General features: G+C 67.0%; 23 protein-coding genes and 1 pseudogene. 11 read left to right on the top strand and 13 right to left on the bottom strand.

The genetic code is table 11. The annotated features are described in order from the left end of the window. Positions 1–21 precede the first annotated feature (21 nt). Positions 22–2,160: a TonB-dependent receptor gene (locus RBA40_RS08015; RefSeq protein WP_306647373.1), complete on the top strand. Its 2,139-nt coding sequence runs from the start codon at positions 22–24 to the stop codon at positions 2,158–2,160. 48 nt (positions 2,161–2,208) lie between these two features. Here the strand turns inward: RBA40_RS08015 and RBA40_RS08010 are convergent, their stop codons facing one another. Further along, entirely contained in the window at positions 2,209–3,369 is a 1,161-nt protein-coding gene (locus RBA40_RS08010; protein ID WP_306647372.1) for a glycerophosphodiester phosphodiesterase, read from the bottom strand. Between the two features lie 206 nt (positions 3,370–3,575). On the opposite strand from RBA40_RS08010, the gene RBA40_RS08005 reads away from it, so the two are divergent. Both RBA40_RS08005 and RBA40_RS08000 read left to right on the top strand, forming a co-directional pair. After that, positions 3,576–5,330, top strand: a complete 1,755-nt coding sequence (locus RBA40_RS08005) for a M4 family metallopeptidase (RefSeq protein WP_306647371.1) — start codon at positions 3,576–3,578, stop codon at positions 5,328–5,330. A gap of 136 nt (positions 5,331–5,466) precedes the next feature. After that, positions 5,467–6,588, top strand: coding sequence for a hypothetical protein (locus RBA40_RS08000; RefSeq protein WP_306647370.1), 1,122 nt, complete (start codon positions 5,467–5,469; stop codon positions 6,586–6,588). Here RBA40_RS08000 and RBA40_RS07995 read toward each other — a convergent pair whose 3' ends face one another. Together RBA40_RS07995 and RBA40_RS07990 are read right to left on the bottom strand one after the other, a co-directional pair. Next, complete coding sequence (locus tag RBA40_RS07995; protein WP_306647369.1) at positions 6,589–7,317, bottom strand: M23 family metallopeptidase; 729 nt, start codon at positions 7,315–7,317, stop codon at positions 6,589–6,591. A gap of 52 nt (positions 7,318–7,369) precedes the next feature. Next, a complete protein-coding gene (locus RBA40_RS07990; RefSeq protein ID WP_306647367.1) occupies positions 7,370–8,395 on the bottom strand; it encodes a L,D-transpeptidase family protein in 1,026 nt (341 codons plus the stop codon). A gap of 110 nt (positions 8,396–8,505) precedes the next feature. On the opposite strand from RBA40_RS07990, the gene RBA40_RS07985 reads away from it, so the two are divergent. After that, on the top strand, positions 8,506–8,799 hold the full coding sequence (locus RBA40_RS07985) for a 2Fe-2S iron-sulfur cluster-binding protein (RefSeq protein ID WP_306647365.1): 294 nt from the start codon (positions 8,506–8,508) through the stop codon (positions 8,797–8,799). Here RBA40_RS07985 and RBA40_RS07980 read toward each other — a convergent pair. From RBA40_RS07980 to RBA40_RS07970, 4 genes and pseudogenes are all read right to left on the bottom strand, one after another. Continuing rightward, positions 8,789–9,904, bottom strand: a pseudogene (locus RBA40_RS07980) (methyl-accepting chemotaxis protein); the annotation flags it as partial. The gene RBA40_RS07985 and the pseudogene RBA40_RS07980 overlap by 11 nt on opposite strands. 98 nt (positions 9,905–10,002) lie before the next feature. Next, positions 10,003–10,395, bottom strand: a complete 393-nt coding sequence (locus tag RBA40_RS33535; protein WP_374710468.1) for an MCP four helix bundle domain-containing protein — start codon at positions 10,393–10,395, stop codon at positions 10,003–10,005. A gap of 238 nt (positions 10,396–10,633) precedes the next feature. Further along, complete coding sequence (locus tag RBA40_RS07975) at positions 10,634–12,244, bottom strand: methyl-accepting chemotaxis protein (RefSeq protein ID WP_306647362.1); 1,611 nt, start codon at positions 12,242–12,244, stop codon at positions 10,634–10,636. A gap of 246 nt (positions 12,245–12,490) precedes the next feature. Then, positions 12,491–13,399, bottom strand: coding sequence for an alpha/beta hydrolase (locus RBA40_RS07970; RefSeq protein ID WP_306647359.1), 909 nt, complete (start codon positions 13,397–13,399; stop codon positions 12,491–12,493). A gap of 136 nt (positions 13,400–13,535) precedes the next feature. On the opposite strand from RBA40_RS07970, the gene RBA40_RS07965 reads away from it, so the two are divergent. Continuing rightward, positions 13,536–13,802 (top strand): hypothetical protein, encoded by a 267-nt coding sequence (locus RBA40_RS07965; RefSeq protein WP_306647357.1) that lies wholly within the window; start codon positions 13,536–13,538, stop codon positions 13,800–13,802. A gap of 28 nt (positions 13,803–13,830) precedes the next feature. Here RBA40_RS07965 and RBA40_RS07960 read toward each other — a convergent pair whose 3' ends face one another. Continuing rightward, positions 13,831–14,514, bottom strand: a complete 684-nt coding sequence (locus tag RBA40_RS07960; RefSeq protein WP_306647355.1) for an SOS response-associated peptidase family protein — start codon at positions 14,512–14,514, stop codon at positions 13,831–13,833. A gap of 161 nt (positions 14,515–14,675) precedes the next feature. On the opposite strand from RBA40_RS07960, the gene RBA40_RS07955 reads away from it, so the two are divergent. Then, on the top strand, positions 14,676–14,849 hold the full coding sequence (locus RBA40_RS07955) for a hypothetical protein (RefSeq protein WP_306647353.1): 174 nt from the start codon (positions 14,676–14,678) through the stop codon (positions 14,847–14,849). Positions 14,850–14,900: 51 nt separating this feature from the next. Here the strand turns inward: RBA40_RS07955 and RBA40_RS07950 are convergent, their stop codons facing one another. After that, positions 14,901–15,203, bottom strand: coding sequence for a hypothetical protein (locus RBA40_RS07950; protein WP_306647351.1), 303 nt, complete (start codon positions 15,201–15,203; stop codon positions 14,901–14,903). Positions 15,204–15,424: 221 nt separating this feature from the next. On the opposite strand from RBA40_RS07950, the gene RBA40_RS07945 reads away from it, so the two are divergent. Both RBA40_RS07945 and RBA40_RS07940 read left to right on the top strand, forming a co-directional pair. Then, positions 15,425–15,565, top strand: coding sequence for a hypothetical protein (locus RBA40_RS07945; protein WP_208640325.1), 141 nt, complete (start codon positions 15,425–15,427; stop codon positions 15,563–15,565). Positions 15,566–15,647: 82 nt separating this feature from the next. Next, positions 15,648–16,013, top strand: coding sequence for a hypothetical protein (locus RBA40_RS07940; protein WP_099880676.1), 366 nt, complete (start codon positions 15,648–15,650; stop codon positions 16,011–16,013). Between the two features lie 393 nt (positions 16,014–16,406). Here RBA40_RS07940 and RBA40_RS07935 read toward each other — a convergent pair whose 3' ends face one another. From RBA40_RS07935 to RBA40_RS07925, 3 genes are all read right to left on the bottom strand, one after another. Further along, a complete protein-coding gene (locus RBA40_RS07935) occupies positions 16,407–16,628 on the bottom strand; it encodes a hypothetical protein (protein ID WP_306647348.1) in 222 nt (73 codons plus the stop codon). Positions 16,629–16,720: 92 nt separating this feature from the next. Beyond that, positions 16,721–19,615, bottom strand: coding sequence for a bifunctional diguanylate cyclase/phosphodiesterase (locus RBA40_RS07930; protein WP_306647346.1), 2,895 nt, complete (start codon positions 19,613–19,615; stop codon positions 16,721–16,723). Positions 19,616–19,754: 139 nt separating this feature from the next. After that, a complete protein-coding gene (locus tag RBA40_RS07925) occupies positions 19,755–20,579 on the bottom strand; it encodes a fused MFS/spermidine synthase (protein ID WP_306647344.1) in 825 nt (274 codons plus the stop codon). A gap of 157 nt (positions 20,580–20,736) precedes the next feature. On the opposite strand from RBA40_RS07925, the gene RBA40_RS07920 reads away from it, so the two are divergent. From RBA40_RS07920 to RBA40_RS07910, 3 genes are all read left to right on the top strand, one after another. Then, complete coding sequence (locus RBA40_RS07920) at positions 20,737–21,012, top strand: hypothetical protein (RefSeq protein WP_099880670.1); 276 nt, start codon at positions 20,737–20,739, stop codon at positions 21,010–21,012. A 32-nt stretch (positions 21,013–21,044) separates the two neighbouring features. Continuing rightward, on the top strand, positions 21,045–22,256 hold the full coding sequence (locus RBA40_RS07915) for a GGDEF domain-containing protein (protein ID WP_306647342.1): 1,212 nt from the start codon (positions 21,045–21,047) through the stop codon (positions 22,254–22,256). Positions 22,257–22,376: 120 nt separating this feature from the next. After that, positions 22,377–23,846, top strand: a complete 1,470-nt coding sequence (locus RBA40_RS07910) for a Ppx/GppA phosphatase family protein (protein ID WP_306647340.1) — start codon at positions 22,377–22,379, stop codon at positions 23,844–23,846. A gap of 49 nt (positions 23,847–23,895) precedes the next feature. Here the strand turns inward: RBA40_RS07910 and RBA40_RS07905 are convergent, their stop codons facing one another. Next, the gene (locus tag RBA40_RS07905; RefSeq protein ID WP_306647339.1) at positions 23,896–24,774 is read right to left on the bottom strand and encodes a hypothetical protein; all 879 of its coding nucleotides are present in this window, start codon (positions 24,772–24,774) and stop codon (positions 23,896–23,898) included. Between the last annotated feature and the right edge of the window lie 179 nt (positions 24,775–24,953).

Genomic DNA, 24,953 nt, shown 5'->3' with positions numbered 1-24,953 from the left:
ACAATCAAGGATTTCCCCCGTATGACCCTACTCTCGCCCCTTTCCCGCGCGGTTGCGCTGGCCTGCCTGCTCATGGCGAACACCGACGCGCTGGCCCAGCAAGGCGCCGGCGCCGAGGCCGCGCCGTCCAGCACGGTGGTGGTCACGGCCACGCGCGGCGCCAAGGCCGTGGACAAGATCCCGGGAGCGATTTCGGTCATCGGCCAGCAGGAACTGGCATCGCAATACCTGATCGCCGACGATCCCTCGCAGGCGCTGGCGACCTACGTGCCGGGCTACGCGCCGAGCCGGCAGAAAATGACGTCGACCGGCGAATCGCTGCGCGGACGCCAGCCGCTGATCCTGCTCGACGGCATACCGCAATCGAACCCGCTGCGCGCCGGCTCGCGCGAGGGCTACTTTGCCGACAGCGCCATTATCGAGCGCATCGAAGTGATCAACGGCGCCTCCGCCATGCAGGGCATGGGCGCGACCGGCGGCATCATCAACTACATCACCAGGACCGCGCGCGCCGACGGCACCACGCACGGCCTGAACGTGCGCGCATCAAGCCAGCTGCGCTCCGATAACCTGGACTGGAAAACCGGCTACAGCGTCACCCACAAGGATGGCCGCTTCGACCTGCTCGGCTACGTCGGCCTGCAGCGGCGCGGCATGGGCTACGACGGCGATGGGCGCCGCCTCGGCATCGACAATGTCCAGGGCGACACCCTCGACAGCCGCGGCGACGACCTGTTCCTCAAGATCGGCCAGCGCTTCGGTGCCCAGCGCATTCAATTGAGCCTGAACCGCTTCAACCTGCGCGGCGAGGGCGACTACAAGAACGAGCCGGGCGTGGTCGCCGCCGGCGTGACGACGACATCGCTGCCGGGCCGGGCGCCGGGCGAGCCGCCGCGTAACAAGGTGCGCAGCGCCAGCCTCGATTACCGCCACGATGAACTGTTCGGCGGCGCCTTCAGCGCGCAGCTGTTCAGCCACGATTTCGAAGCGCTGTACGGCGCCACGCCGGTGGCGACCTTCCAGGATGTGCGCCTGGCACCAAGCGGCACCCTGTGGGACCAGTCGCAGATCGTGGCCGACAAGCGCGGCGCGCGCATGACCTGGGTGCGTCCCGACATGCTGGCCGATGGGCTGGAAATGACGGTCGGCCTCGATCTCCTGCACGACAATACCCTGCAGCGCCTGGCCGCCACCAACCGCACCTGGGTGCCGCAGCTGCAATTCAGATCGACGGCGCCGTTCGCGCAGCTCGAATATGAGATCGGCCCGGTGACGCTGCGCGGGGGCGTGCGCCATGAGCAGGCCAGGCTCACGGTCGACACCTACACCACCCTGGCGGCCTACGGCAGCCGGCTGGTGGAGGGCGGCGAAACCGAGTTCTCGAAGTCGATCAAGAATATCGGCGCGGTGTGGCGCTTCGCGCCGCGCTGGTCGGCCTTTGCCGCCAGTTCGGAAGGCTTCGGCCTGCCCGACGTGGGCCTGGTGCTGCGCGGCGTGAACACCAACGGCAAGTCGGTGGCGACCCTGATCGATCTCAAACCGATCATCACGCGCAACAACGAAGTGGGCGTCAACTGGCGCGGCGCCGATGGGCAGGTGGGCCTGTCGCGCTACGATTCGCGCTCGAAGCTGGGCAGCGTGCTGCGCGTGAATGCGGCCGGCATCGGCTCGGTCGAACGGGTGCCGACGGTGGTCAAGGGCTGGGAAGTGTCGGGCGACTGGCGGCCGGTGAAGACGGTGTCGGTGTTCGGCAGCTACGCCGTCACCGACGGCAAGACGGCGGCGAGCCAGGGGGCGCCACTCGATCTGGCGCTGTCGGCCCGCTCGCAGGGGCCGGACAAGGGTGTGCTCGGCGCAAACTGGCAGTTCGCGCCCAAGGCCCAGCTGCGCGTGCAGGCAAGCCACCTGCGCGACCGTGACATCAACATCGGGCGCAAGGTCGGCACCAGCAACCTGGAAGAGCACTTCAAGGGCTACACCCTGGCCGACATGGCGGTGACGTTCGAGAGCGGGTACGGGCGCATCGGCGTGAGCGTGGAGAATGTGCTCGACAAGCAGTATGTCGGCTACTACTCGCAGTCGGCGGCGGCGCTCGACGCGACCGGGACGTTTGCGGGGCGCGGACGCACCCTGGCGCTGAGCTGGAACCGCACCTGGTAACACCGCGCGTCGTCTGGCGCTGCCGGCACCAACGACGCGTTGTGCCGACTATTTTTTGAACTGGGCGACAGCCGCACGGCCCACGGCCGGATCGTCGGTGAAGAAGCCGTCGATGCCGGCATTCAGGTAGGCCGTGATTTCAGCCACGGCGTCACCGCGCTCGCTCGGCGAGGCCACGTTCCCGCGGCGCATGGTCGGCGGCAGGAACGGATTTTCCGGACGCAGGGTCCAGGTGTGCACTTTCAGGCCGGCGGCGTGGGCGTCGGCCACGAAGCTGGTCGGCGTGCCCAGTTCATTGCTGGTGGTGCGCGCAATGATCACTTCCTTGTAGGGCGAGACGGCGTCGGCATAGGTGGCGATCTCTTTCAGGCCGGCCGGCGTGGTCAGGTCCTTGTAGGTCTTTTTGCTGCCGGCGGCGACGAAGTCGTAGGGCGCATTGCGCGGCGCGCCATTGGCCGCCGGCGGGTTGGCCGGATTGTCGATCAGCTGCACGATGCGCATGTCGGTCAGCTTGCGCAGTTCCTTCAGGTTGGCCACTTCGAACGATTGCAGGTACACCGCGGCGTCCTTGCCGCGGTAGCCATTGGCCACCAGCAGGTCGACCAGGCGTTTTTCGAGCGGCAGCCCGATGTTCTTGAAGTAGGTCGGGTGCTTGGTCTCGGGGTAGAGGCCGATGGTCTTGTGGCGCGCCTGGCTTTCCTTCTTCACCAGGTCGACCACTTCCTGCAAGGTCGGCACCTCGAACTGGCCGTCGAACGCGCTGTTGGCCGGGCGGTTGGCGGGAATGCGCTCTTTGGCGCGCAGGGTTTTCAGTTCGGCCAGGGTGAAGTCTTCCGTGAACCAGCCGCTGACGGGAATGCCGTCGATGGTCTTGGTGGCCTTGCGGCTGGCGAACTGCGGCAGCGCCGCGACGTTCGTCGTGCCCGAGATCTCGTTTTCGTGGCGCGCCACCAGCACCCCATCCCTGGTTGCCACCAGGTCCGGTTCGACCATGTCGGCGCCATCCTCGATCGCCTTCTGGTACGACGCCAAGGTGTGCTCCGGACGCAGGGCCGAGGCGCCGCGGTGCGCGGTCACGGTCGGCTGCGGCGGCCAGCTGGCGCCGGGATTTTGCAGCTCGGGGGTGTCGTCGCCGCCGCAAGCGGTCATCAAGGCCGCAACGCTGGCGGCGCACATCAGGGACAGGGTGGTACGGGACACGTGGTACATCGCAATAGACTCCGGTGTGGTGGGAATAAGTATTGAAACTGCAAAAACGCAGAGCGTAGCAAGCTTGCATGACCGTACGATGACGGCGAGCGCAGCGGATTTCGGCTTTTCTTTGCGTTTGAGCAAATTCTTCATGGATATCTGCTGTGACAATCGGTGTTGCCTGCGCCGTTTCTGGTGTAGCGCCTTTTCACTGGAGATGCCTGATGACAATTCGTCCGATCCTGCTGGCTGTTGCGCTCGCTGTTCACCTGGCGGGCGCCGCCGCCCCGCCATTGATGAACGGTCCCGTGACGGCAGCGCCGAACGCCGCCGCGCTGGTTGGCCAACTGGCCGCGCAGCGGGCCCGGCACGGGCTGGACGCCGACCACCATTTCCTGCTCGCTTCCCAGCATCCAGGCTTGCAGGGTAGCACGGTGGTGCGCGCCCACCACACGTACAAAGGCGTACGCGTGTTCGGTTCGGAATCGGTGCTGGTGACCGATGGGGCCGGCAAGATCGTGCGCGAATCGGTTTCGGCGCGCCGCGTCCACCTCGGGCGCGGCAGCGCCAACCAGCTCGGTGAGGCCACGGCCGAGTTCGATGTGAAGCCGGCGCTGACGGCGCTTGATGCCATCGCCCTGGTGCTGCGCTCGGTGCGCGCCGGTGCCGTGGCCGAGACGCCGCCGGCGGCCGAACTGATCGTCTTTCCGCTGGTCCGGAGCGAGCGCCTGCCGGCCGCGCAGGGCAAGACCGACGACGCCCTCAACGCGCTCGACATGGCCGACGTGGTGGCCGGCTACGAGCTGGCCTGGCAGGTCGGCACGCGCCTGCGCGCCGGCCCGCTGCCGGTCTACCACGACACCATCGTCAGCGCGCGCAACGGACGCATCCTGGCGCAGTGGAGCATGCTGCAAAGCGCCGCCGGCACCGGCAAGAGCCAGTACAGCGGCGAGGTACCGCTGAGCACGAGCGAGGGCGGCGCCGGCTTTCGCATGGTCGATCCGCTGCGCGCCAAGGGTGGCAAGTTCGGCGGGCTGGCGGTGACCAATGCCAATCACGGCAGCAGCGCCGGGGAGGTGTTCACCAACAGCAGCAATACCTGGGGCGACGGCAAGCAGTACATCGCCGGCGGCAGCACCACCGACGCCAACGGCCAGACCGCGGCGGTCAACGCCATGTGGGGGCTGGCCAGCACCTACGACATGCTCAGGAACGCGCTGGGCTGGCATTCGCTGGACGGACAGGACACCGCCACCTACATCGCCGCCCATGTGAACACGGCCTACGACAATGCCTACTACAGCGATACCTGCAAATGCATGTTCATCGGCGATGGCTCGACCTTCAACAGCCTGGGCGCGCTCGACGTGGTGGGCCACGAAATGGGCCATGGCGTGACCGACGCCACCTCGCGCCTGGTGTACGCGGGCGAGTCGGGCGGGCTGAACGAATCGTCGTCCGATATCACCGGCGAAGTGGTGGAAGCCTACGCGCGCGCCGGCGCCGGCGGCACGCTGATTCCCGCCGCCGGCAACGACTGGATGATCGGCAAGGAGATCAGCAAGACCGGCACGCCCTTGCGCTATATGATTCGCCCGAGCAATGACGGCACCAGTCCGGATGCCTGGTCGTCCAGGCTCAGGCGCCTGGACGTGCATTACAGCAGCGGCCCGAACAACCGCATGTTCTATTTCCTGGCGCAGGGCTCGCACGCCGACCCCGCCAGCGAAGCCCACAGTAGCTACCTCACCGGCACGCCGCGGGCGATGAGCGGCATCGGCCTGGACAAGGCGTACCGCATCTGGTTCAACGCGGCCACCACGCGTTTTACGTCCAGTACCGACTACAAGGATGCGCGCGCCAAGGTACTGGCCGCGGCCGAGGAACTGTATGGCAGGAACAGCAAGGAGGCGGTGGCCGTGCAGCGCGCCTACGCGGCAGTGAATGTGGGGAGCGATATCAGCGAACAGTTGCCTTAATCCAAAATTCCAGCTTGAAGTGTGTATGCTCGGAACTATTTTGTAGGCAATATAATGTGCGTGAGGAAATCCGGATTAGAATCGACGCACGCGTCCAGGCAGCCGGACGCGTTTGTTCATTGTTCTGGAGTCCCTCATGCCCGTCACACCGCGTCTGTTGCAGCTTGGTCTGCTGTCCGTTTTCCTGATCCCGGCCGCTGCACAGGCCGCGCCTTTATATTCCGTCAAGAATCTGGGCAGCCTCGGCGGCGATAGCGGCGACGTGCGCGCCATTAATAACAGCGGCTCGGTGGTCGGTTACTCGCTCAACAGCAACAACATCAGCAGCGCCTACGTCTCGCGCGGCGGCGCCATGCACAGCCTGAGTCCCGACAAGTCGACGCGCAGCTTTGCCAGCGGCATCAACGACGCCGGCGTGGCGGCCGGCCAGGTGCTGACCGGCGGCGGCGAATCGCGCGCGGTCACATTTAGCGGCGGCAAGATCGACACCCTCGGCACCCTGGGCGGCAGCAACAGCTCCGCCAAGGGCATCAACAATGCCGGCCAGGTCGGCGGCAGCGCCGACCGCGCCGACGGCACCCAGGCGGCATTTCGCTACACGCCGGGCGGCCAGATGCGCGACCTCGGCACCCTGGGCGGCGACAACAGCCTCGGCACGGACATCAATAACAGCGGGGTGGTGGTGGGGCGCTCGGACCTGGCCAACGGGCAGTATCACGCCTTCCGCGCCGACGACAGCGGCATGCGCGACCTCGGCACCCTGGGCGGCAACTACAGCGAAGCGAACCGGATCAACGACCGCGGCGCGGTGGTGGGGTTTTCCTACCTGGCGGGCGACGCCAACTCGCATGCGTTCATGTACGACAATGGCGTGATGACCGATCTGAATACCCTGGGCGGCGCCAACAGCGTCAGTTACGGGATCAACAATGCGGGCCATGCGGTGGGCAGTTCCGACATCGCCGGCGGCATGGCCGTGCACGCCTTCCTGTACGCCGATGGCACGATGCTCGATTTGAATTCGCTGGTGGGGCCGGGCTTCGGCTGGACGCTCAACTACGCGGCCGATATCAACGACCTGGGGCAGATCACGGCGCACGGTTGCAATACGACCGGCCTGTGCCGTGGTTTCCTGCTCACGCCGGACGATGGCGTGGCCAAGGTTTCCGAACCGGGCACGCCGGCCATCCTGGCACTCGGAGCAGGCATGATGCTGCTCGGCATGCGGCGCGCACGGCGCGTGCGCGCCCAGAACTGATTACTCGCCCAGCAATGGGAACGGGTTGATGGGCGTGCCTTTCCACCATTTCTTTTCGGCGGTCAGTTCGACCACGGCAAAGTGCAGGTGGGGTGCGTTCGGGTCCGAATTGCCGGTCACGCCGACATAGCCGACCAGATCGCCCCGCTTGAGATCCATGCCTTCCTTCACGCCTTCGGCGTAACGGTCCAGGTGCGCGTAGTAATACGCGTATTTTTCGCTCGGATCGAACTGGTACACCGTCAGGCCGCCCGGCTTGCTGTTGAACAGCTTGACCAGTTTGCCGTCGCTGACCGCCAGCACCCTGGTACCCTTGGGCGCCATGATGTCGAGCGCTTCATGGTGGCGGTCGGCGCCGCGCGGCTGGTCGAAATTGTCGCGCAGGCTGGCCAGCTTGACGCCCTCGACCGGCACCATCAGCTTGCCGCTGGCCGGCACGGCGGCCGCGTTGGCGGCATTCGCGGCGGGCGCGGCGATCTCGCTGGCGGCCGGACGCAGCGGCAAATCGAGTTCGGTCAGGTCGGTGCTCACCACCGGGGCGCCGGGCAGGTCGGAGACCGGCAAGGACACGCCGCCCGGGGGCGTTGCCGCGGCTGCGGCCGGTGCCGGCGCCGGCACCGCAGGCGCCACCACGACCACCTCCGCTGGCTTGGGCACCGCGCGCAAGTAGACGAACAGGGAGCCTGCGCCGAGCAGCAAGCCTGCCAGGAAAGTAAGAAGCCATTTCATAAAATTATCCTTTTTCGTTGTGAAGGGTGTGCCGAGCAATTTTTCTCTTGCTTCATTCCTGCAGCAGCACTTCGGTGCCGTAGCCGACCGACTCGGTCAGCGTGGCCACATCCCAGTTGGTCAGGCGGATGCAACCGTGCGACTGGGTCTTGCCGATCGAGGCCGGCACCGGGGTGCCGTGGATGCCGTAATGGTCTTTCGACAGATCGACCCAGGCCACGCCCACCGGGTTGTTGGGGCCGGCCGGCAGCTTGGCTTTCTTGTCGCCGGGGCTGGCATCCCAGAACAGTTTCGGGTTGTAGTGGTAGACCGGCTGGCGCGCCACGCCGTTGACCTTCCAGGTGCCGATCGGCAGCGGATCGTGCGAGCTGCCGGTCGATGCCGGGAATTGGGCCAGGACCTTGCCCTCGGCGTCGAGCAGGGTCAGCGAGCGGTCCGAGCGGTCCACCACGATCTTGGCCGCTTTCGGCAGCGGCTCGGTGTCGAGCACGTTCGGCACGACGATGGTCTCGCCGGCGCGGCCGAGATCCTTGCCTGGATTAAGGCGCGCCAGCAGGGCCGGGCTGACATGGAATTTTTCACCCAGCGCTTCGGCCGCGCTGCCGTAGCCGAGCGCGGTCAGCTTGGCTTTCTCGGCCATGCTCTCGGGGATGGCTTGAAACGGACCGGCCACATCGGCGTCGCTCAGGGTGTAGCTGACCAGGGCGTCGGCGGTGTCGGCGTTCAGCGCGGCCCAGGTCGCTTCGTCAAGCGTGCCGGATGGTTCGAGGCCGGCCTTCTTCTGGAAGCCGGCCAGCGCCAGGCGCATGTTCGAACCCGAGGCGGCATCGATCTCGCCGCTCGAAAAGCGCGCGCGGTCGAGCAGGACCTGGGCGCGCAGCAGGGCCGGCGCCGCCAGTTTGCCCGCTTTCGCGCCCTTGGCCGGCTTGGCTGGCGTGGCTGCCGGGTCGGCCGTCTTGCCCGCCGCATTGACAGCCTCGATGGTCAGGGTGGACGGCGCGCTGGCGGCCATGGCGGTTGGAATGGTGGCCGCGCCTGCAAACATGGCGGCGATCAGGCAAAGCGAAGATGGTTTCAATTAAAGCCCCTAGGGAATCGGATAGCTTAGATTAGTTCCGGTCGGATATATAGTCTGTGCGGCACCGTACTAAGGGCTGGAAGGGCAGGCCGGCCGGGTAAAATGTGCGCATGGACAGTTATCTGATTACCGTGCAGCCAGCCGGCTGGCGCTTCAAGGCGGGCGAGGGGCGCGCGCTGCTGCTGGCAGCCGAGGACGCCGGCATCGTGCTGCCCAGTTCCTGCCGCAACGGCACCTGCCGCACCTGCCTGTGCCAGGCGGCGGCGGGCGAGGTGGCTTACCTGGTCGACTGGCCCGGCCTGAGCGCGGACGAACGATGCGCCGGCGCGACCTTGCCGTGCGTGGCGGTGGCGCGCTCCGACCTGGTTCTGTGGGCGCCGGCGGCGCGCCGCGTCACGCCATAAGCGCGCGGACCCGCGCCGGCCCCGCCAAGGCCGGGCGCGCGGGCTTGTCGTTGCCCAGCTTGAAAATGCTGACCACGCTGGCCAGCGTGGCCGCCTGTTCCTGCATCGAGCCCGCCGCCGCGGCCGCCTGTTCGACCAGCGCCGCGTTTTGCTGGGTCACTTCATCCATCTGGCTGATCGCGATGTTCACCTGCTCGATGCCAGCGGTCTGCTCCATGCTGGCCGAGGCGATGCCGGACATGATCCCGGTCACGCGCGTGATCGAGTGCACGATCTCGGCCATCGTCACGCCGGCCTGGTCGACCAGCTTGCCGCCCGCATCGACCTTGTCGACCGAATCGTTGATCAGGGTCTTGATTTCCCTGGCGGCCGCCGCCGAGCGCTGCGCCAGGTTGCGCACCTCGCTGGCCACCACCGCACAGCCGCGCCCCTGCTCGCCGGCGCGCGCCGCTTCCACGGCCGCGTTGAGCGCCAGGATGTTGGTCTGGAAAGCGATGCCATCGATGACGCCGATGATATCGACGATCTTGCGCGAGGAACCGTTGATCGATGCCATGGTGTGCACCACCGCGCCGCCGCGTCCGGCGACCTCGGAAGCGGCCACCGCCAGCACATTGGCCTGGCGCGCATTGTCGGCGTTTTGCTTGACGGTGCTGGTGAGCTCTTCCATCGCGGACGCGGTCTGTTCCAGCGAACTGGCCTGCTGCTCGGTGCGCGAGGACCGGTCCAGGTTGCCGGCCGCGATCCGGCCGGATGCGGTAGCGATGGTATCGGTGCCGCTGCGCACCAGGGCCACGATTCCGACCAGCGCGGCGCGCATGGTTTCCATCGCGTACAGCAGGCTGCGGCTGTCGCCGGAGCGGGTCTGGATCACGGTCGACAATTCGCCCGCGGCGATGGCGTCGGCCACCTGCACCGCGTAAGCCGGCTCGCCGCCCAGCTGGCGCGTCAGGCGGCGCGTGATGAGCCACCCCAGGCCCGCGCCGAGCGCCAGGCTGCCGATGGTCAGCGCCAGCATCAGGGTGCGGCTGCTTTGGTAGCGATCATGGGATGCGGTGGCCGCTTCGGAAGAGGTTTTCTCCTTGCGTTTGGCCAGCGCCGCGAGGTGGCCGTCGGCAAGATTGCCCATCGCTGACACGGTTCCGGTCGCAAACCGGGCGGCGGCGCTTTGTCCCTCGGGGGTGCGGTCCTGCGCCAGGGTCATCAACTGCGCCAGCAGCGCCTCGTATTGGGCGACGCTGCTGTCGACATCGGCCAGGATTTTCTTGCTGGTGACGGTTTTGAAGCGCGTCGCGACTGGTCCAGGTTGTCGTGCAGCTGACGCCGCGACTGCTCGACCTGCGCCATGGACAGGCGCACGGCCTCCGGCGTGTCGGCCAGGAGCACCCCGCGCGCGGCGCGCCCCATGCCGATCAGGTCGATGTTGGCTTGCTTGGTATACGAAAGGCCCAGCAATTCCCTGTCGTACGCCAGCTCGGCCTGTTCGTTCATGGTGGACATGTTGAAGATGCCGATGGCGGCCACCGCGCTTCCCAGCAGCGCTATGATCAGAAAGGAACCGAGCAGGCGCGTGCCTACCTTTATGTTGTTGAGCATGGATGTCTCCGTGAAAACGTATGGGGGGACAGACTGTCGCGTAGGGGCGCGGCACTCCGCCGCGATGGGGCAGGCTGCTATTGCAGTGAGGACAGCGGATTGGGCTTGCGTGAGTACACGCTACGCCAAGTTCGCCGTCTTGGTAACCGATATTCGTCAGCGTGCGCACTTTTTTGCGAGAACTTCACGAACGTTGCAATACGACAACATGATCCGGGCTGCGTGAAGATCTGTTGGCTCATGTTTCCCCCTCCGGCGCCGCGCCGGCCGCCAGCGCAACGGTCGGTGGCCGCATGGCTGCCGCGCGCGCGGCCGCCTGGGGGAGCGGTACGGCTGCGCGCGCGGCCTGCTCGTTGCCCAGCTTGAAGATGCCGACCACGTGCGCCAGGTGAGCCGCCTGCTCCTGCATCGATCCGGCCGCCGCGGCCGCCTGTTCGACCAGCACCGCGTTTTGCCGGGTCACTTCATGCATCTGGCTGATCGCCGTGTTCACCTGCTCGATGCCGGCGCTCCGCTCCATGCCGGCCGGCGCGATGCCGGACATGAGGCCGGTCACGCGCGTGATCGATTCCACGATGTCGGCCATGGTCACGCCGGCGTGGTCGACCAGCTTGCCGCAGGCATCGAGCTGGCCGACCGAATCGTCGATCAGGGTCTTGATTTCCCTGGCGGTCGCCGCCGAACGCTGCGCCAGGTTGCGCACCTCGCTGGCCACCGTCGCAAAGCCGCGCCCCTGTCCGCCGGCCTCCGCCGCTTCCACGGCCGCGTTGAGCGCCAGGATATTGGTCTGGAAAGCGATGCCGTCGATGACGCCGATGATATCGACGATCTTGCGCGAGGAATCGTTGATCGAGGCCATGGTGTGCGCCACTGAGCCGCCGCGCCCGCCCACCTCGGCCGCGCTGGCCGCCGGCACATCGGTTTCGCGCATATTGTCGGCGTTGCGCTTGACGCTGCCGGTGCGCTCTTCCATCGAGGACGCCGCCGGTTCCGGCGCGCTGGCCTGCTGCCCGGTGCGCGCGGACCGGCCCAGGCTGCCGGCCGCGCTCTGGCCGGATGCGGCGCCGACGGTGCCGGTGCCGCTGCGTACCTGGGCTGCGATCTTCTCCAGCGCGGCGCGCATGGTTTCCATCGCGTGCAGCAGGCTGTCGTTGTCGCCGGGGCGGGGCCGGATCACGCTCGGCAATTCACCCGCGGCCATCGCGCCGCCCACCTGCACCGGGCAGGCCGGCTCGGCCCCCAGCTGGCGCGTCAGGCCGCGCGTGATCCACAAACCCAGCCCCACGCCCGCGCCCAGGCTGCCGAGCGCCAGGGCCAGCGTCAGCGCCTGGCTGCCCCGGCCGTGCCGGCTCGATGCGGCGGCTATCCCGGCGGATTTTTTCTCGTTCGGGCTGGCCAGCGCGGAGAGCTGGTCGTCGACGCTGTTGGCCTTGGCCGCCAGCGGGCCGGGCGCAAGTCCGGCTGCTGCGGCCTTGCCCTCGGGCGTGAAAGCCAGCGCCTGTTTCAGCAAGTCCGGCAGCCTGGCCGGGTAGCCGGCCAGGCCACGGTCGACCTCGGCCCGCAGCTTTTTACCTATCTCAAGCGTGTAGCGCGGGCGCGCCTTGTCGAGATGGCCGCTCAAGCGGCGCACCTGCTCGGGCGTCGCGGCAAGGAGCGCGCCGGCCTGTCCGATATGGATCAGGTTGATGTTCGCTTCCTTGGCGTGGGAGCGCCCGGCCAGTGTCTGATCGTCGGTGCGCCCGGCCTGCCCGATCATGCCCGCTTTGTGGACGATGCCGGCAGCGACCACGATGGCGACGGTCAGGAAAGCGGCCAGCAGGCGTGTGCCTGGCTTCGGATTGTCGAGCATGCGGTTCTCCGTATAACGTCTGGACGTGGCCGGGCGATGCCGGCGCGCTGCTGGTTCTGCTGGTTGTGCTGACTGATGCTGGTGGTGCTGGTTGATGCTGGTCGTGCCGGGACAGCGCGGACCGGGCTGCCTTGAGTGACACGCTACGCGAAGCGTATGTAACTGTTAATCGTTTCTCGTCGGTGACTGCGGTTTTCGACACACTGCGGCGGCGCCGGGCAAGGCCCGCCGCCCCGACGCGCCTGTTTATTTGCTCAAGCCGAGTGCGGTTTCGATCAATGGCAGGATCAGTTTCCACGATGGCGAGCTGGCCGCGATTTCATCGTAGTGGCTGGCGCCGGGCAGGATCAGCACCTCGGCCCGGTCGCCGGCGGCGCGCGCCCGCGCCGCGTAGTCGTGGGCCGCGCGCGGCGGCGAGATGGTGTCGAGTTCGCCCGTGACGAGCACGGTGCGGCTGCCGTTGGGCATCAGCTCGGCGGCGTTGGTGTCGGCGAAGATGTCGGGCCGGCTGGCGCTCGGCGTGCCGGCCAGTTGCGCCAGGTCGCGCCCGCAGCTGGACTTGATCAGCGCCTGCTCGTGGCGCAGGTCGGCCAGGCCGCCCAGGCTGATCACCTCGCGCACCGGCAACGGGCTGGGCTGGAATAGCGGACTGCTGGCCGGAATCCGGCTGCGTCCCGCGATCCACTGCACCAGCTGGCCGCCGGCCGAATGGCCGACCGCGACGATGCGGCTGGTGTCGAGCTGGTGGGCGGGCGCTTCGGCGGCCAGCTTGTCGAGCGCCGCGTTCATGTCCAGGTAGGTGCCGGGATAGCCGCCGCCTTCCTCGTCGACGCGGCGGTATTCCACGTTCCATACGGCGATGCCGCGCGCGGCCAGGGCCCCGGCCACATTGTGCATCTGGCTGATGCCGCCGTACTGCACCGTCCAGCAGCCGCCGTGGACCAGCACCACCACCGGAAACGGCCCGGGGCCGGCCGGACGGAATAGTTCGGCGAATTGCGAGGGTGCGCTGCCGTAGGCGATTTTGGCGGTCGGTGGCGGGCCGCTCAAGGCCAGGTAGTCAGCCAGGGTCATCGGCGCGGCAAGGGCGCCGCCGGAGGCGAGCACGGCGGGGACCAGAAGGGCGGGGACCAGGGACGGCAGGGCAGTCTTCATCGTGGGCAGGCGGGAGCGGAGGGAACTGTCACTATACCGGGTCCGGCACGCGCCGGGGAGGGGGCGGCGCACGATTGGCGCGCCGGCGCCATGCTGGCGGCCTTCATGCTAGGCTGCGAACAACAATGAGGATGATATGGAAATCACAACGGACGAATACAAGGGTTTTACCATCGTGGTCACCCCGGTCAAGGATTGCGGCGACCAGTGGGATTTCGAATACCGCATCACCAAGACCGGGCAGGGCGGGCAGGATACCGATCCCGCGCCGGCGCTCACGCGCAGCCAGACGGCCGGCGGCCACGCCACCCCGGAGGTGGCTTGCCTTGCCGGTGTGGAGGTAGCACGAATCGAAGTCGACAACCTGCTGGCCATGGCGCGCGAGCGCGAGCCCGAGCGCTGATCCGGCGCGCCCCGTGCCGGGGCAGGGGTCAGGCCAGCAGATCGAGCTGGGCCGCCAGGCGCGGGCCGTCGTTGCTGGCGCGGCCCACGTCCTTGGCGACCGGGTGCCAGTCGAAGGCGTCCGGGCCGAGCGCGACCGAGCGTGCCAGCTGTTCGGCTTGCTGGGCGGACAGGTCCGGGTCGAGCCACAGGGCTGCGTCCTCGGCGCTGAAGACGATCGGGCGGCGGTCGTGCACATCGACCATGCCGCCCTCGGCATCGGCGGTGACGATCACGAAGCCCGACTCGGCCGCCTGCTCGCGCTCGCTGCCGCAGGCGCCGATGGCCGCCATGAACAGCGGCTCGCGCGTCTTGAGGTGGATGTGCCAGGGCTGCTTTTTGCCCTTTTCGCCGGTCCATTCGTACCAGCCATCCGCCGGCACGATGGCGCGGCCGGCCTTGAGCAGGGGCGTCCAGTAGCGGTTGGTGAGTTTTTCGAGGCGCGCATTGATGGCGATCGGCAGCTTGTCCGCGGCCCACGAGGCGCGGTAGCCCCAGAAGGCATCCTCGACGACGAGCTGGTCGCCGACGACGCGCATCAAGGGGCGCCAGGTGCCGGGTGGCGCGTTGTAGCTGGGCGCGGCCTGGCTGGCGACGCCCGGTTCGGCGCCGCGCCAGTGCATCGCCGCGACGTATTCAATGGCGGTATGGTTTTGATCGAGACGTCCGCACATGCGCTATAACCTTTTTGCTGAGGTGGTGGTGATCCCGGGCGTGGCGTCCGGAAGGATCAACGATACCGCAAAAGGCAGGTTTGGCGCGCGCGCGCAGGGCGTTCATCGCCCCGGACAGCGCGGTTTTGACAGTCGCATTACCACTTTAAGAAAGGCATTCCATGACCAGCAACGAGAACCCATCCGCAGCGCCGCAGCGCGCCCATTCGACCCCCGATCCGGACGACGTGCCGCCCACCGATCCGAAACCGGGCCCGGTACCGGACGACGTGCCGCCGCCGGTCAACGCGCCGGTCGAAGAGCCGGTCATGCCGGTGCCGCCGATCAAGGCGTAACACCCACACACCGGCACGCACCGGCGTGCCCGGACCAGCCGGGCCGGACGCTTACTGGCCCTTGGGCGGGACCGGATCGAGCTGGTCGAGCTGTTCGCTTGGCTCATCGCGTTCGAGCGACGCGTCATGCTCGCGCTTGTCGCGGTTCTCGCCGCCGTCGAACTGGTTGGCGGCGGCCGAGGCGCCATTGTCGTTATCGGCATCGTTCTGGTCCGATGGCGGCAGGGGCGGAATCTGGCGGATGATGGCCTCGGTTTCGATTTGCGAAGGCGGTTTTTCGCCGCTGCCGATGTCGGCCTCGTCGATGAGCGATTTGGCGTCGGCCGGGTCGGGGAAAGATTTGGTGGCGTGCATGGAATTCTCCAATCGGTAAGGAGGTGCCGCACTGGCGCGGCGCTCTCGCAGCGATGCTAACATTGCAAGGGATCGGCTGGCGCGCAGTAGGCCGTGGCGGCAGGCCGCCGACAGTGTTGCTCTCAGCCTACATTTGTTATTATTTGTGCTCCTCATCACAACCGGAATGGCATGCGCTTCCTATAATTCATCCATCAACCGTTGTTTTGTTCCGGGAGAACATGATGGGCAATTCCTTACACAACAAGATCTACCTTGGCCGCTCTTCGGTACTGCGTTCGCGCCCGATGCAGGTGGTGCTGCTGGTCAGCGCATTGATCAGTATCGGCGTTGTCTGGTTCCTGTTCCGCACAGTAAAGTAACTGTTGTCAGCGAATGCAGGTTGCCGCGGGCAGCCTGCGCGGTTACCATGGGGGCCGAAAATTGGCCACATGGAAAGCAGCAATGAAGAACGAGAAATTGACCACAGACGAATACGACGCGCTCGGGCACATCCTGGGTGGGGCGAAGCATGACCGCTTCAACGCCTGCGTCGGGCGCAACGCCAAGCGTCTGGCGGGCCTGAAGATGATCCAGTACAGCAAGGACGGCAAGCTGGCGCTGACGGACAAGGGGCAGCAGGTCTTGTTCCTGCGCCGCTGCATCGCCGGCCTGCGCGCGCTGCTGGCCGATCCGGCGGCGGTGGTTGACGCCGACGTGCTGGTCTTCCTCGGCAAAAAATCGCACATCGCCCCGCTCGAAGCGGGGGGCCACGGCGTGACCGACAAAGGCCGCGAATCGCTGGCCGACATCGACGCCCAGGACAAATAAGTCCCCGCCCCCCGCTCCAGCGACGAGCGCCGCCCTACACCGGGGTCAGAGCTCTGACTAGCAACATTTAACATTCTTTCCTAACCGGGGTCAGACCTCGGTTGGGAAACGTTTCTGCCCTCAAGCGGCTCGTCCACGCATCGTGACACCCGAATTACATCATCCTCCCGCATGAAATTGCTGCCGGGACGTCGACGCATCCGCCTGCTCGGATAAGTGTTTCCTAATTGAGGTCTGAGCCCGGTTAAGAAATAGTTGCTCGAATTACATCGAAATCGGACGTGGATTTAACAATGTTTCGAGTCAGAGCTCTGACCCCGGTTGTAAGCGCTTTGACGCTGGTGTAGGTGTCTTTGATCGGCGGTGCAGGCGGAGGAGGGAGCGAGACGGGCGCTACGGCTCGTCGCGGCGCGTGCCTTTGTAGATCAGCGTGCGGATCGCCACTTCCGGCGGCACGTTCATCGCCGCCAGGTATTCGGCCGCTTGCTGCACGCCGAGCGTCGGTATCGCGGCGATGGCCTGGTTGACCACATCGCGCGTGCGGAAATCGGTGCGCGGACTGGTCGCTTCGCTACCGTGCGCATCGGCCCGCTGGCGCTGGAATTCTTCACTCATGTATGTCGTTTGGCTCAAAAGTGGCTGTCAGTCGACGATGATAGTCTATTTTTGAACAAAGATGTCGATCTGACACGAGTACTGCCGCTTCCTTACACTTCGGCCGCCGCATCCTGCACAGCCGCCGCCGCCGTCGGCGCCAGGCTGGCACGGTCGCGCAGCAAGGCTTCAAAGGCGTGCGCGGCCAGCGGGCGGCTGAAGAAATAGCCCTGCATTTCGTCGCAGCCATGGCGCCGCAGGTAGTCGAGCTGCTCGGCCGTCTCCACCCCTTCGGCAATCACCGACAGCTTCAGGTTGTGCGCCAGCGCGATGATCGAGGCCACGATCGCGGCATCGTTGGCGTCGCGCGTGATGTCGGAGACGAACGAGCGGTCGATCTTGAGCACGTCGATCGGAAAGCGCGACAGATACGACAGGCTCGAATACCCGGTGCCGAAGTCGTCGATCGACAGATTCACGCCAAGCGACTTCATGCTGTGCAGCAGTTCGACCGCGAGCGTGACGTCGCTCATGAACAGGCTTTCGGTCAGTTCGATCTCCAGCAGCGAGGGCGCCAGCCCGGTCTGGGCCAGCACGGCGCGGATGTCGGCCAGCAGGTTGGGCGCGCCGAACTGGCGCGCCGACAGGTTCACCGCCACCCGCAGCATGCCCAGCCCGGCATCCTGCCAGGCCTTGTTCTGGGCGCAGGCGGTGCGCATGACCCAGGCGCCGATCGGCACGATCAGCCCGGTTTCCTCGGCCACCGAGATAAAGCGGTTCGGCGCCACCACGCCCAGTTCGGGATGCTGCCAGCGGATCAGCGCTTCCATGCCGACGATCTCGCCGCTGGCCAGGTTGACCTGGGGCTGGTAGTGCAGCACGAATTCGTTGCGCTCGAGCGCACTGCGCAGCGCGCTTTCGATGCGTACCCGTTCCTGGGCTTCGTCGTTCATGGCCGGGGTGTAGAACTGGAAGTTGTTGCGGCCCAGTTTCTTGGCGCGGTACATGGCGATGTCGGCGTGTTCGATCAGGTTGCCGGCCGGGGTGTCGGGGGTGGGGAACACGGCCACGCCGATGCTGCAGGTGACGAAAAACTCCTTGCTTCCGAGCGGCACCGGCGGCGCCAACGCATCCATCAGGCGCTGCACCACGTCGGCCTGCAGGCGCTCTTCGGCGTGCTCGGTAAGGATGACGACGAATTCGTCGCCCGACAGGCGCGCCACGGTGTCGGTGTCGCGCAGGGCCGCGCGCAGGCGCGCCGCGACCGTCATCAGGACCACGTCGCCCGCCTTGTGGCCCATGCTGTCGTTGACGAATTTGAAACGGTCCAGATCGATCAGCAAGACCCACACCGGCCGCTCGCAGCGCAGCGAATACGCCACCGCCTGGGTCAGGCGGTCCTGCAGCAGGCTGCGGTTGGGCAGGCCGGTGAGCACGTCGTGCTGGGCGATGTGCTGGATCCGCTGCTCGGTCAGCTTGCGGGCGGTGATGTCGGTGCCGGTGCCGCGGTAGCCGCGGAACACGCCGCCGGCGTCGAACACCGGTTCGCCGTTGATGCTGAACCAGCGCGCTTCGCCTTTTTCGTCGACGGTTTCGTATTCGAGTTCGGCGAACGCTTCGCGCGCCAGCAGTTGCGCCATGTGGGCCTTGCCCCAGTCGCTGTCCTGCATGCCGGCCACGGTTTCCCAGCGCGTGCGCCCGATCAGGCGCCCGGCCGCAACCCCGCCTTTTTCGCCGAGCCCGCCGGTAATGTCGACAAAGCGCAGGTCGGCGTCCTGTTCCCAGTACCAGTCGGACGACATGGTGACCAGCTGGCGGAAGCGCTGTTCGCTTTCCTGCAGCGCCGCTTCGGTGCGGCGGCGCGCCAGCACGTCGTCGAGCAGGCGCTGGTTCGACAGTTTCAGGTCGGCGGTGCGTTCGTTGACCAGCAGCTGGACCCGGCGCGAGCGCTGCACCAGGGTTTGCACGAAGGCGCTGATCAGCAAGGTAAACAGCAGGCCGCCGGCCAGGGTAAACACCGAGCCGGGATGGTTGTCCAAAAACGGACGCGGGGCGGCGCTGACCACCACGGTCCAGGGCTGGCCGGCCACGCTGAGCGCGGCGCTGTGGCGTTCGCGGTGGCGCGCGGTAGTCCAGCGGCGCACCGGGCCGAGGCCGGCGTGCTCGCGCACGGCGGCATCGAGCCCGGCGCTGGCGTAGACCAGGTGCGCCGGGTCGGTGCCGGCATTGGCGTAGACCGCCAGGTGCACGCCCTGGTCGGCGTGCAGGTCGGCGCCGCGCAGGATCTTGTCGACCAGTTCGCGCGCGCGGATGATGGCGGCGGTGTCGCCGATCAGGGCGGCGCGCCGTTCGGCGGCGCTGCCGAGCGGGGCGCCGGGCCGGTACACCGGCATGATGACTTCGAAGCCGCCCTGCGGGCGCTTGTCCTGCGCCAGGCTGAGCAGGCCGGTGGCGACTGCGCGCCCGCTGACGGTGGCTTGTTCGAGCGCGTTCATGACTTGCGCGTTGATGCCGACGGACAGGCCGAAGGCCGCTTCGTTGCCTTGCATCGGTTCCAGGTAGTCGACCACGCTGTACTGGGCGCGCGGCGGCGCCAGGCGGCGCCCCTGCGGCCCCATTTCGGTGATGCGCGTGCCCGGCACCACTTGCTGCAGCTCGGCCTCGGCCGCTTCGCGCCCGGCGCCGCTGACCAGCCGGTGGTAGTTGAAGGCCTGGATGAAGGGGTAGCGCTGTAGCAGCGGCTGGGTGAAATCGTGGAATTGGCGGCGCGTGACCGGGTGCACCGTGGCAAACAGCTGGTTGGTCACGGTCACCACTTCAACCGCTTCGTCGAGCCCCTGGCGGATGGCGGTTACGCGTACGGTGGCGCGTTGCTGAAAGGCGAGCGCGTGCTTGTCGTCTTCGAGCCGGGCCACGGCCACCGCCAGCAGCGCGGTGGCGGCCAGGCCACCGCCGACAGTGAGCGCCGCCGCGACGGAGAGCGAGAACGGCAAGCGACGACGCAACATTTCCTGTTTCCTAAAAGAAGAGGGCGGCGCCTGGAGCGCCGGTGTGGATGCGGCCTTAGTTTGTCACAAATTGATAAAAATCGGTAAGGTGATTGATCTTCGGCAACTAAAAAGCGACGTTCCCGTGCTAAGGGGACATTTATTTGGAGCGATTGAACGGGTGTTGCAGCCATGCCACGACGGTGCGCGCCAGCAGACGGTTCAGTACGCTGTGGCCCAGGCCCTGGCGCCGCGCCACCCAGCGCTGCAGGCGCAGGGCGCGCGGCAGCCGGGCCGCGGGGTCGAGCCGGGGCGGGGCCTTGACGGCGAACAGGATGCGGTTGTTGCCGGCGATGCGCTCGAACCAGCAGACGCGGTCGTTGAACATCAGGCGCAGGCGCTCCAGCATGCCGGCGTAGCGCGGGTCGTAGCTGAAGATATTGGCCACCAGCACGCCGCCCTCGCGCAGGGCGGAGCGGCAGTCGCCGTAGAAGCGGGCCGTGCCCAGCGCCGGCGGCAGGCCGGCGGTGTCGAAGCCGTCGATCACCAGCACGTCGGCGCACGCGGGGTGGCCGGCCAGCCAGTCGACCGCGTCGGCATGGACCACGGTCAAGCGTGCGTCGTCGGGCGGCACGCAGAACTGCTCGCGCAGGGCGATGACGTCGGCGCGCAGCTCGATGACGGTGATGCGCGCGCGCGGGAAGTGGCGGTAGCAGAATTTGGCCAGCGAGCCGCCGCCCAGGCCGACCATGACGATGGCGCGCGGGCGCGGCACGAACAGGGCAAAGCACATGATGGCGCGGCAGTAGGCCAGCACCAGCGCCGCCGGGCGCGACAGGCGCATTTCGGACTGCACGTCGCCGGGCGTGAATTCGAGGGTGCGGCGGTCGCCGCGGGTGTGCACCAGCGGCGCGCCGCAGGCCGGGACACGCTCGGGCGACGGCGCGTGCAACGGCGGAGGCGATTGGTCGGTCAGTGGCGGCATGGCGGTCCGGGGCAGGCTGGGCTGGCGCCAGTATAGCGGAGCGCGGCGCAAGCGCGCCCCTGTTGCGCCCCATCGGTTTCTGATAAGCTGATCCTGCCCCGGCTGTGTGTGGCCGGCATCAGCGGCCAGCCTGCGGCGCGGCCAACCCGGAGAGACTATGTTTTTAGACCACCCCACCATCACCGCGACCAACAGTTTCACCGAGCCCGACCGCATTGAGCGGCTGACCCGGGTATACGGCTATGTGGTGGCGCTGGCCGACCTTGCCGGTGTCGAGGGCTTCATCGAGAAGTTCACCCAGATCCACGACCACAAGGGCACGCTGATCGTGTTCTGGAACGACCTGCCCAATGACATCGAAAAGCAGTTCTTCGCGCAAGCCTGGGCCAGCAAGATCGGTGACGGCAGCAGCAACGTCGAACACGAAATCTGACGCCCCCAGGCGCCGCCATGGACATCACGACGATGTTGTTTGCACTCGCGCTGGGCAACCTGAGCCTGGCGGCGGCGCTGTTTTTCTACGAATATGAACGCGGCAAGTCGCTCAGCTGGTCGACCTGGGCCATCGCCAAGCAGTGCCAGGCGGTGGCCTGGCTGCTGTTGTATTTCAACGCCAGCGGCGTGCTGCCCGATGCGGTAGCGGTTCCGGCCGGCTACGCGGTGCTGTTCGCCGGGGTCGGCCTGGAAGCCGGTGCGCTGTGGGAAGCGGTCGGGCGCCTGGCCTGGCGCCGCGTCGCCTATCCCGTCATCGGCGTGTCGGTGGCGCTGTTCCTGGTCTGCTACGTGATCGACGAAGCCGGCATGCGGGTGGTGGCCGGCGCGCTGATCCTCGGCGGCCTGCACCTGGCCAGCGCCGCGGCGCTGGTGCGCGGCTGGCGCGGCGGCAGCATGCTGCACCGCTTCCTGGTGATCGCCATGACGCTGCTGGCGCTGCTGGTGGCGGCGCGCGGCATCCTGGTGCTGACCATGCCCGGCGGCTGGGGCTGGCTGAGCAAGGGCTTGCTGCAGGTACTGACCTCGGGCGCGCTGTACTTGCTGATGCTGCTCAATGGCTTCGGTTTCCTGCTGCTGGCGCGCGAGCAGCAGCGGCACGAACTGGACCGCCTGGCGCTGGTCGATCCCTTGACCGACCTGCCCAACCGCCGCAGCTTTTTCGCCGCCCTGGCGCCGTGGATGGCGCTGGCGCGCCGGCCCGGCCAGCCGAGCGCGCTGGTGATGCTCGACTTCGACCAGTTCAGGCGCGTCAACGACAGTTATGGCCATCCGGCCGGCGACACGGTGCTGCGCAGCGTGGCCGACGTATGCAAGCGCCAGTTGCGCGACAGCGACCAGCTCGGCCGCCTGGTGGGGGTGGAGTTTGCCCTGCTGCTGCCGCGCGCCGGCCTCGATGAAGCGCTGCTGGTGGCCGAGCGCATCCGCGCCGCGGTCGAAGCCAGTCCGGTCAAGACCGAACGCGCGATGATTTCGATGACGGCCAGTTTCGGCGTGACCGTGATCCGTCCGGACGACAGCATGGTGAGCCTGTTCAAGCGCGCCGACGAGGCCCTGCGCACGGCCAAGCAGGGCGGACGCAACAAGGTCGTGGCCGCGCCCACCGGGGATGCGCCGGGCGGGGAAGCGTCCGGCGGGGAAACGTCCGGCGGGGAAACGCCCGGCGGGGAAACGCCGCCCGTGTAGCGCGGATGGCATACTGCGATTGCCGACGGCGCCGGTCATGACCGCGTCATACAACTGCGTTACTGTGATTGGTTTTGCAGCGGGAGAGCCTTGATGGCAACAATACAGAAAGAGGCTTCGATGTACGCTGCCGTAGATTTAGGTTCCAATAGTTTTCGCTTGCATATAGGCAAGCACGATGGCGATGCGATCCGCGTATTAAAGAGCGTGCGCGAGCCGATCCGCCTGGCCGCCGGGCTCGACGCCAAGGGTAACCTGACCGAGGCAGCCATGCAGTCGGCCCTGGCTTGCCTGCGCAATTTCCAGACGGTGCTCGCCGCCTACCGCTTCGATCCGCAGCTCGATGCGGTGCGCGTGGTCGCTACCTCCACCTTGCGCGTGGCGCGCAACGGCGCGGCGTTCCTGCCGGCCGCCGAGCAAGCCATCGGCTATCCGATCGAAATCATCTCGGGCGAGGAAGAGGGGCGCCTGATCTACATGGGCGTGGCCAGCACCCTGGCCGACGCCTCGGAGCGGCGCCTGGTGATCGACATCGGCGGCGGCTCGACCGAAATCATTCTCGGGCACGGCCCGGACATCGAGCGGGTCGAGTCGTTCAGCATCGGCACGGTCAAGCAAAGCCTGTCGTTTTTCGTCGGCGGGCGGATCGACGCGGTCTCGTTCGAGGCGGCCATCCTGTCGGCGCGCAGCCACTTCGAGGATGCCGCGCCACCCTACCATCCGCAATTCTGGAAGCAGGCCTACGGTTCCTCGGGCACGATCCGGGCGATCGCCGACATCATCGCCAAGAACAATCTGGGCGACGGCAAACTCTCCGCCGCCGGACTCGATGCGCTCAAGCTGCGCTTCATCGCGTTCGGGCAGGTGGCGCGCATCGATATGCCGGGCCTGCGCCCCGACCGCGCCAGTACCATCATCGGCGGGCTGGCGATCCTGATCGCGCTGCTGCGCGAACTCGATATCGATGTCATGCAGCCGGTCGAGGCGGGCCTGCGCATGGGCGTCATGTGGGACCTGTACCTGCGCTCGATGCAGCGCGACCGGCGCGAGGAATCGGTGGTGGCGCTGGCGCGCAAATTCCATGTCGACGATGATCGCGGCGCGCGCGTGGCGGCGCTGGCCAGCGCCATGTACACGCAACTCAAGCCGGCCGGCGACGGCTGCGCCAAGCTGCTGCGCTGGAGCGCGCTGCTGCATGAAATGGGCATGGTGGTGTCGCAGACCGGCTACCACAAACATGCAGCCTACATGATCGAGAACGCCGACCTGCCGGGGTTTACCACGCGCGAGCAGCGCGTCATGGGCAAATTGATCCTGGCCCAGAAGGGCAATCTGCGCAAGGTGGCCGAGGCGCTGAGCGACACCGACTTCGCCAAGGCGGTGCTGGCGCTGCGCGTGGCGATCCTGCTGATGCATGCCCGCATCGACGCCGACGCCGATGAACTCAAGCTGCGCATGAAGAACCGGATCGATCTCGAGATCCGGCGCGAATGGGTGGGCAGCCACCCGACCGTGTCGTACTGGATCGAAAAAGAGCAGGAATGGTGGGACGAGGTGGGCATCGATTTCAGCGTGCGCAGCGTTCCCTAGGAGGCGCCCGGCACACGACTGCCGGGCTGGCGGCGGGGCCGCGGTGGCGCTATTTTTCCAGGGCCGGGGCCGCGGCCGGAGCCGGGGCAGCTGCCTCGCGCATCCGATCCGGCTTGCTCAGGCGCGACCTGGGCACCCTCAATTGCGGTACCAGGACCATCGCAGGCAGGCGCCCGATGCCGGCAGTGGCGATGCGTCGGGCCGGATTATTCGGATCGACCACGTTTCCGCTCAGCGCGTCCATGTGCACCGTGACCGGCGCTCCGTCGACCGAAACGCGCAGCATGATCACGCCTTGTTCCCGCTTGACGGGCACGCGCACCAGCAGCGCGCCGGACGCTTCAGGGTGATTGGTGGCCGCAAGCGTATAGATGGCCTCCGACGCGCCGTTTGCCGCGTGCACCGCGATGCGCGAGCGTGGCAGCCATCCCATGCGATCCAGGTGCGGCGCCACCAGGGCTGCCGGAGCGGCGCCGAACGGTGTGGTCGCGACATAGCTGTTCGCCCAACTCATGGCGTCCCACGGATCGTCGTGCTCGCCGATGGCGGCCCAATCGACGTTACGGTAGTCGGGATTGTTGGAAAAGGTGTGATTGAGGCCGATCCCGTGGCCTCCTTCGTGCACTGCCAGGCCGACCTCGAAGTCGAACGCCATGAAAGCGCCGCCGTTCCACCCGAAGGCGTCGATCCCTGGCGAGGTAACGGTGTAGCGGATTGCACCCGGTGGCACGGTCAGCGCACCGGATGGCGCGCTCCGCGCCGCTTCGATGCAGGCATTGGTCTTGTCCGACCGATCGAGCCCCTGCAGTTGCTCGGTAGTTTGCGACATCCGGTACCAGCCGTGCACTTCCGAACCAGCGTTATTGAAGTTGACGTACGAGATGTCGTGCCACCAGTCCGCGAGGCCGCCGTTGCCGGGAGTAAACAAGAGCCTGCGATAATAGTCCGCCGTCCGCGGGGCGGCGCCGTCATCCGCACTCTGGCAAAGCAGCACGTAGATTTAGGTCGAACCGCGGAATGGCCGGGCCTCGCCTGAAACGGCGACCAGGCTGGAAGCGAGGAAGCAGATACTGAGGCAACGTCGCCACATGGTAATGACCTCCCTGG

Source organism: Massilia pseudoviolaceinigra (assembly GCF_030846505.1).
Classification (GTDB): domain Bacteria; phylum Pseudomonadota; class Gammaproteobacteria; order Burkholderiales; family Burkholderiaceae_D; genus Telluria_A; species Telluria_A violaceinigra.
The sequence above is the reverse complement of the archived record's forward strand: the minus strand, read 5'-3'. Positions and strand labels throughout refer to the sequence as shown.

Bases quoted from the DNA above. Each gene is read 5' to 3' on its own strand.
- RBA40_RS07985 (WP_306647365.1), top strand. From the start codon at position 8,506: ATGGACAGTTATCTGATTACCGTGCAGCCAGCCGGCTGGCGCTTCAAG.
- RBA40_RS08010 (WP_306647372.1), bottom strand. From the start codon at position 3,369: ATGTACCACGTGTCCCGTACCACCCTGTCCCTGATGTGCGCCGCCAGC.
- RBA40_RS07925 (WP_306647344.1), bottom strand. From the start codon at position 20,579: ATGCCGCCACTGACCGACCAATCGCCTCCGCCGTTGCACGCGCCGTCG.
- RBA40_RS07935 (WP_306647348.1), bottom strand. From the start codon at position 16,628: ATGAGTGAAGAATTCCAGCGCCAGCGGGCCGATGCGCACGGTAGCGAA.
- RBA40_RS33535 (WP_374710468.1), bottom strand. From the start codon at position 10,395: ATGCTCAACAACATAAAGGTAGGCACGCGCCTGCTCGGTTCCTTTCTG.
- RBA40_RS08005 (WP_306647371.1), top strand. From the start codon at position 3,576: ATGACAATTCGTCCGATCCTGCTGGCTGTTGCGCTCGCTGTTCACCTG.
- RBA40_RS07945 (WP_208640325.1), top strand. From the start codon at position 15,425: ATGATGGGCAATTCCTTACACAACAAGATCTACCTTGGCCGCTCTTCG.
- RBA40_RS07995 (WP_306647369.1), bottom strand. From the start codon at position 7,317: ATGAAATGGCTTCTTACTTTCCTGGCAGGCTTGCTGCTCGGCGCAGGC.
- RBA40_RS07930 (WP_306647346.1), bottom strand. From the start codon at position 19,615: ATGTTGCGTCGTCGCTTGCCGTTCTCGCTCTCCGTCGCGGCGGCGCTC.
- RBA40_RS07920 (WP_099880670.1), top strand. From the start codon at position 20,737: ATGTTTTTAGACCACCCCACCATCACCGCGACCAACAGTTTCACCGAG.
- RBA40_RS07975 (WP_306647362.1), bottom strand. From the start codon at position 12,244: ATGCTCGACAATCCGAAGCCAGGCACACGCCTGCTGGCCGCTTTCCTG.
- RBA40_RS08015 (WP_306647373.1), top strand. From the start codon at position 22: ATGACCCTACTCTCGCCCCTTTCCCGCGCGGTTGCGCTGGCCTGCCTG.
- RBA40_RS07910 (WP_306647340.1), top strand. From the start codon at position 22,377: ATGTACGCTGCCGTAGATTTAGGTTCCAATAGTTTTCGCTTGCATATA.
- RBA40_RS07950 (WP_306647351.1), bottom strand. From the start codon at position 15,203: ATGCACGCCACCAAATCTTTCCCCGACCCGGCCGACGCCAAATCGCTC.
- RBA40_RS07915 (WP_306647342.1), top strand. From the start codon at position 21,045: ATGTTGTTTGCACTCGCGCTGGGCAACCTGAGCCTGGCGGCGGCGCTG.
- RBA40_RS07960 (WP_306647355.1), bottom strand. From the start codon at position 14,514: ATGTGCGGACGTCTCGATCAAAACCATACCGCCATTGAATACGTCGCG.
- RBA40_RS08000 (WP_306647370.1), top strand. From the start codon at position 5,467: ATGCCCGTCACACCGCGTCTGTTGCAGCTTGGTCTGCTGTCCGTTTTC.
- RBA40_RS07955 (WP_306647353.1), top strand. From the start codon at position 14,676: ATGACCAGCAACGAGAACCCATCCGCAGCGCCGCAGCGCGCCCATTCG.
- RBA40_RS07970 (WP_306647359.1), bottom strand. From the start codon at position 13,399: ATGAAGACTGCCCTGCCGTCCCTGGTCCCCGCCCTTCTGGTCCCCGCC.
- RBA40_RS07965 (WP_306647357.1), top strand. From the start codon at position 13,536: ATGGAAATCACAACGGACGAATACAAGGGTTTTACCATCGTGGTCACC.
- RBA40_RS07940 (WP_099880676.1), top strand. From the start codon at position 15,648: ATGAAGAACGAGAAATTGACCACAGACGAATACGACGCGCTCGGGCAC.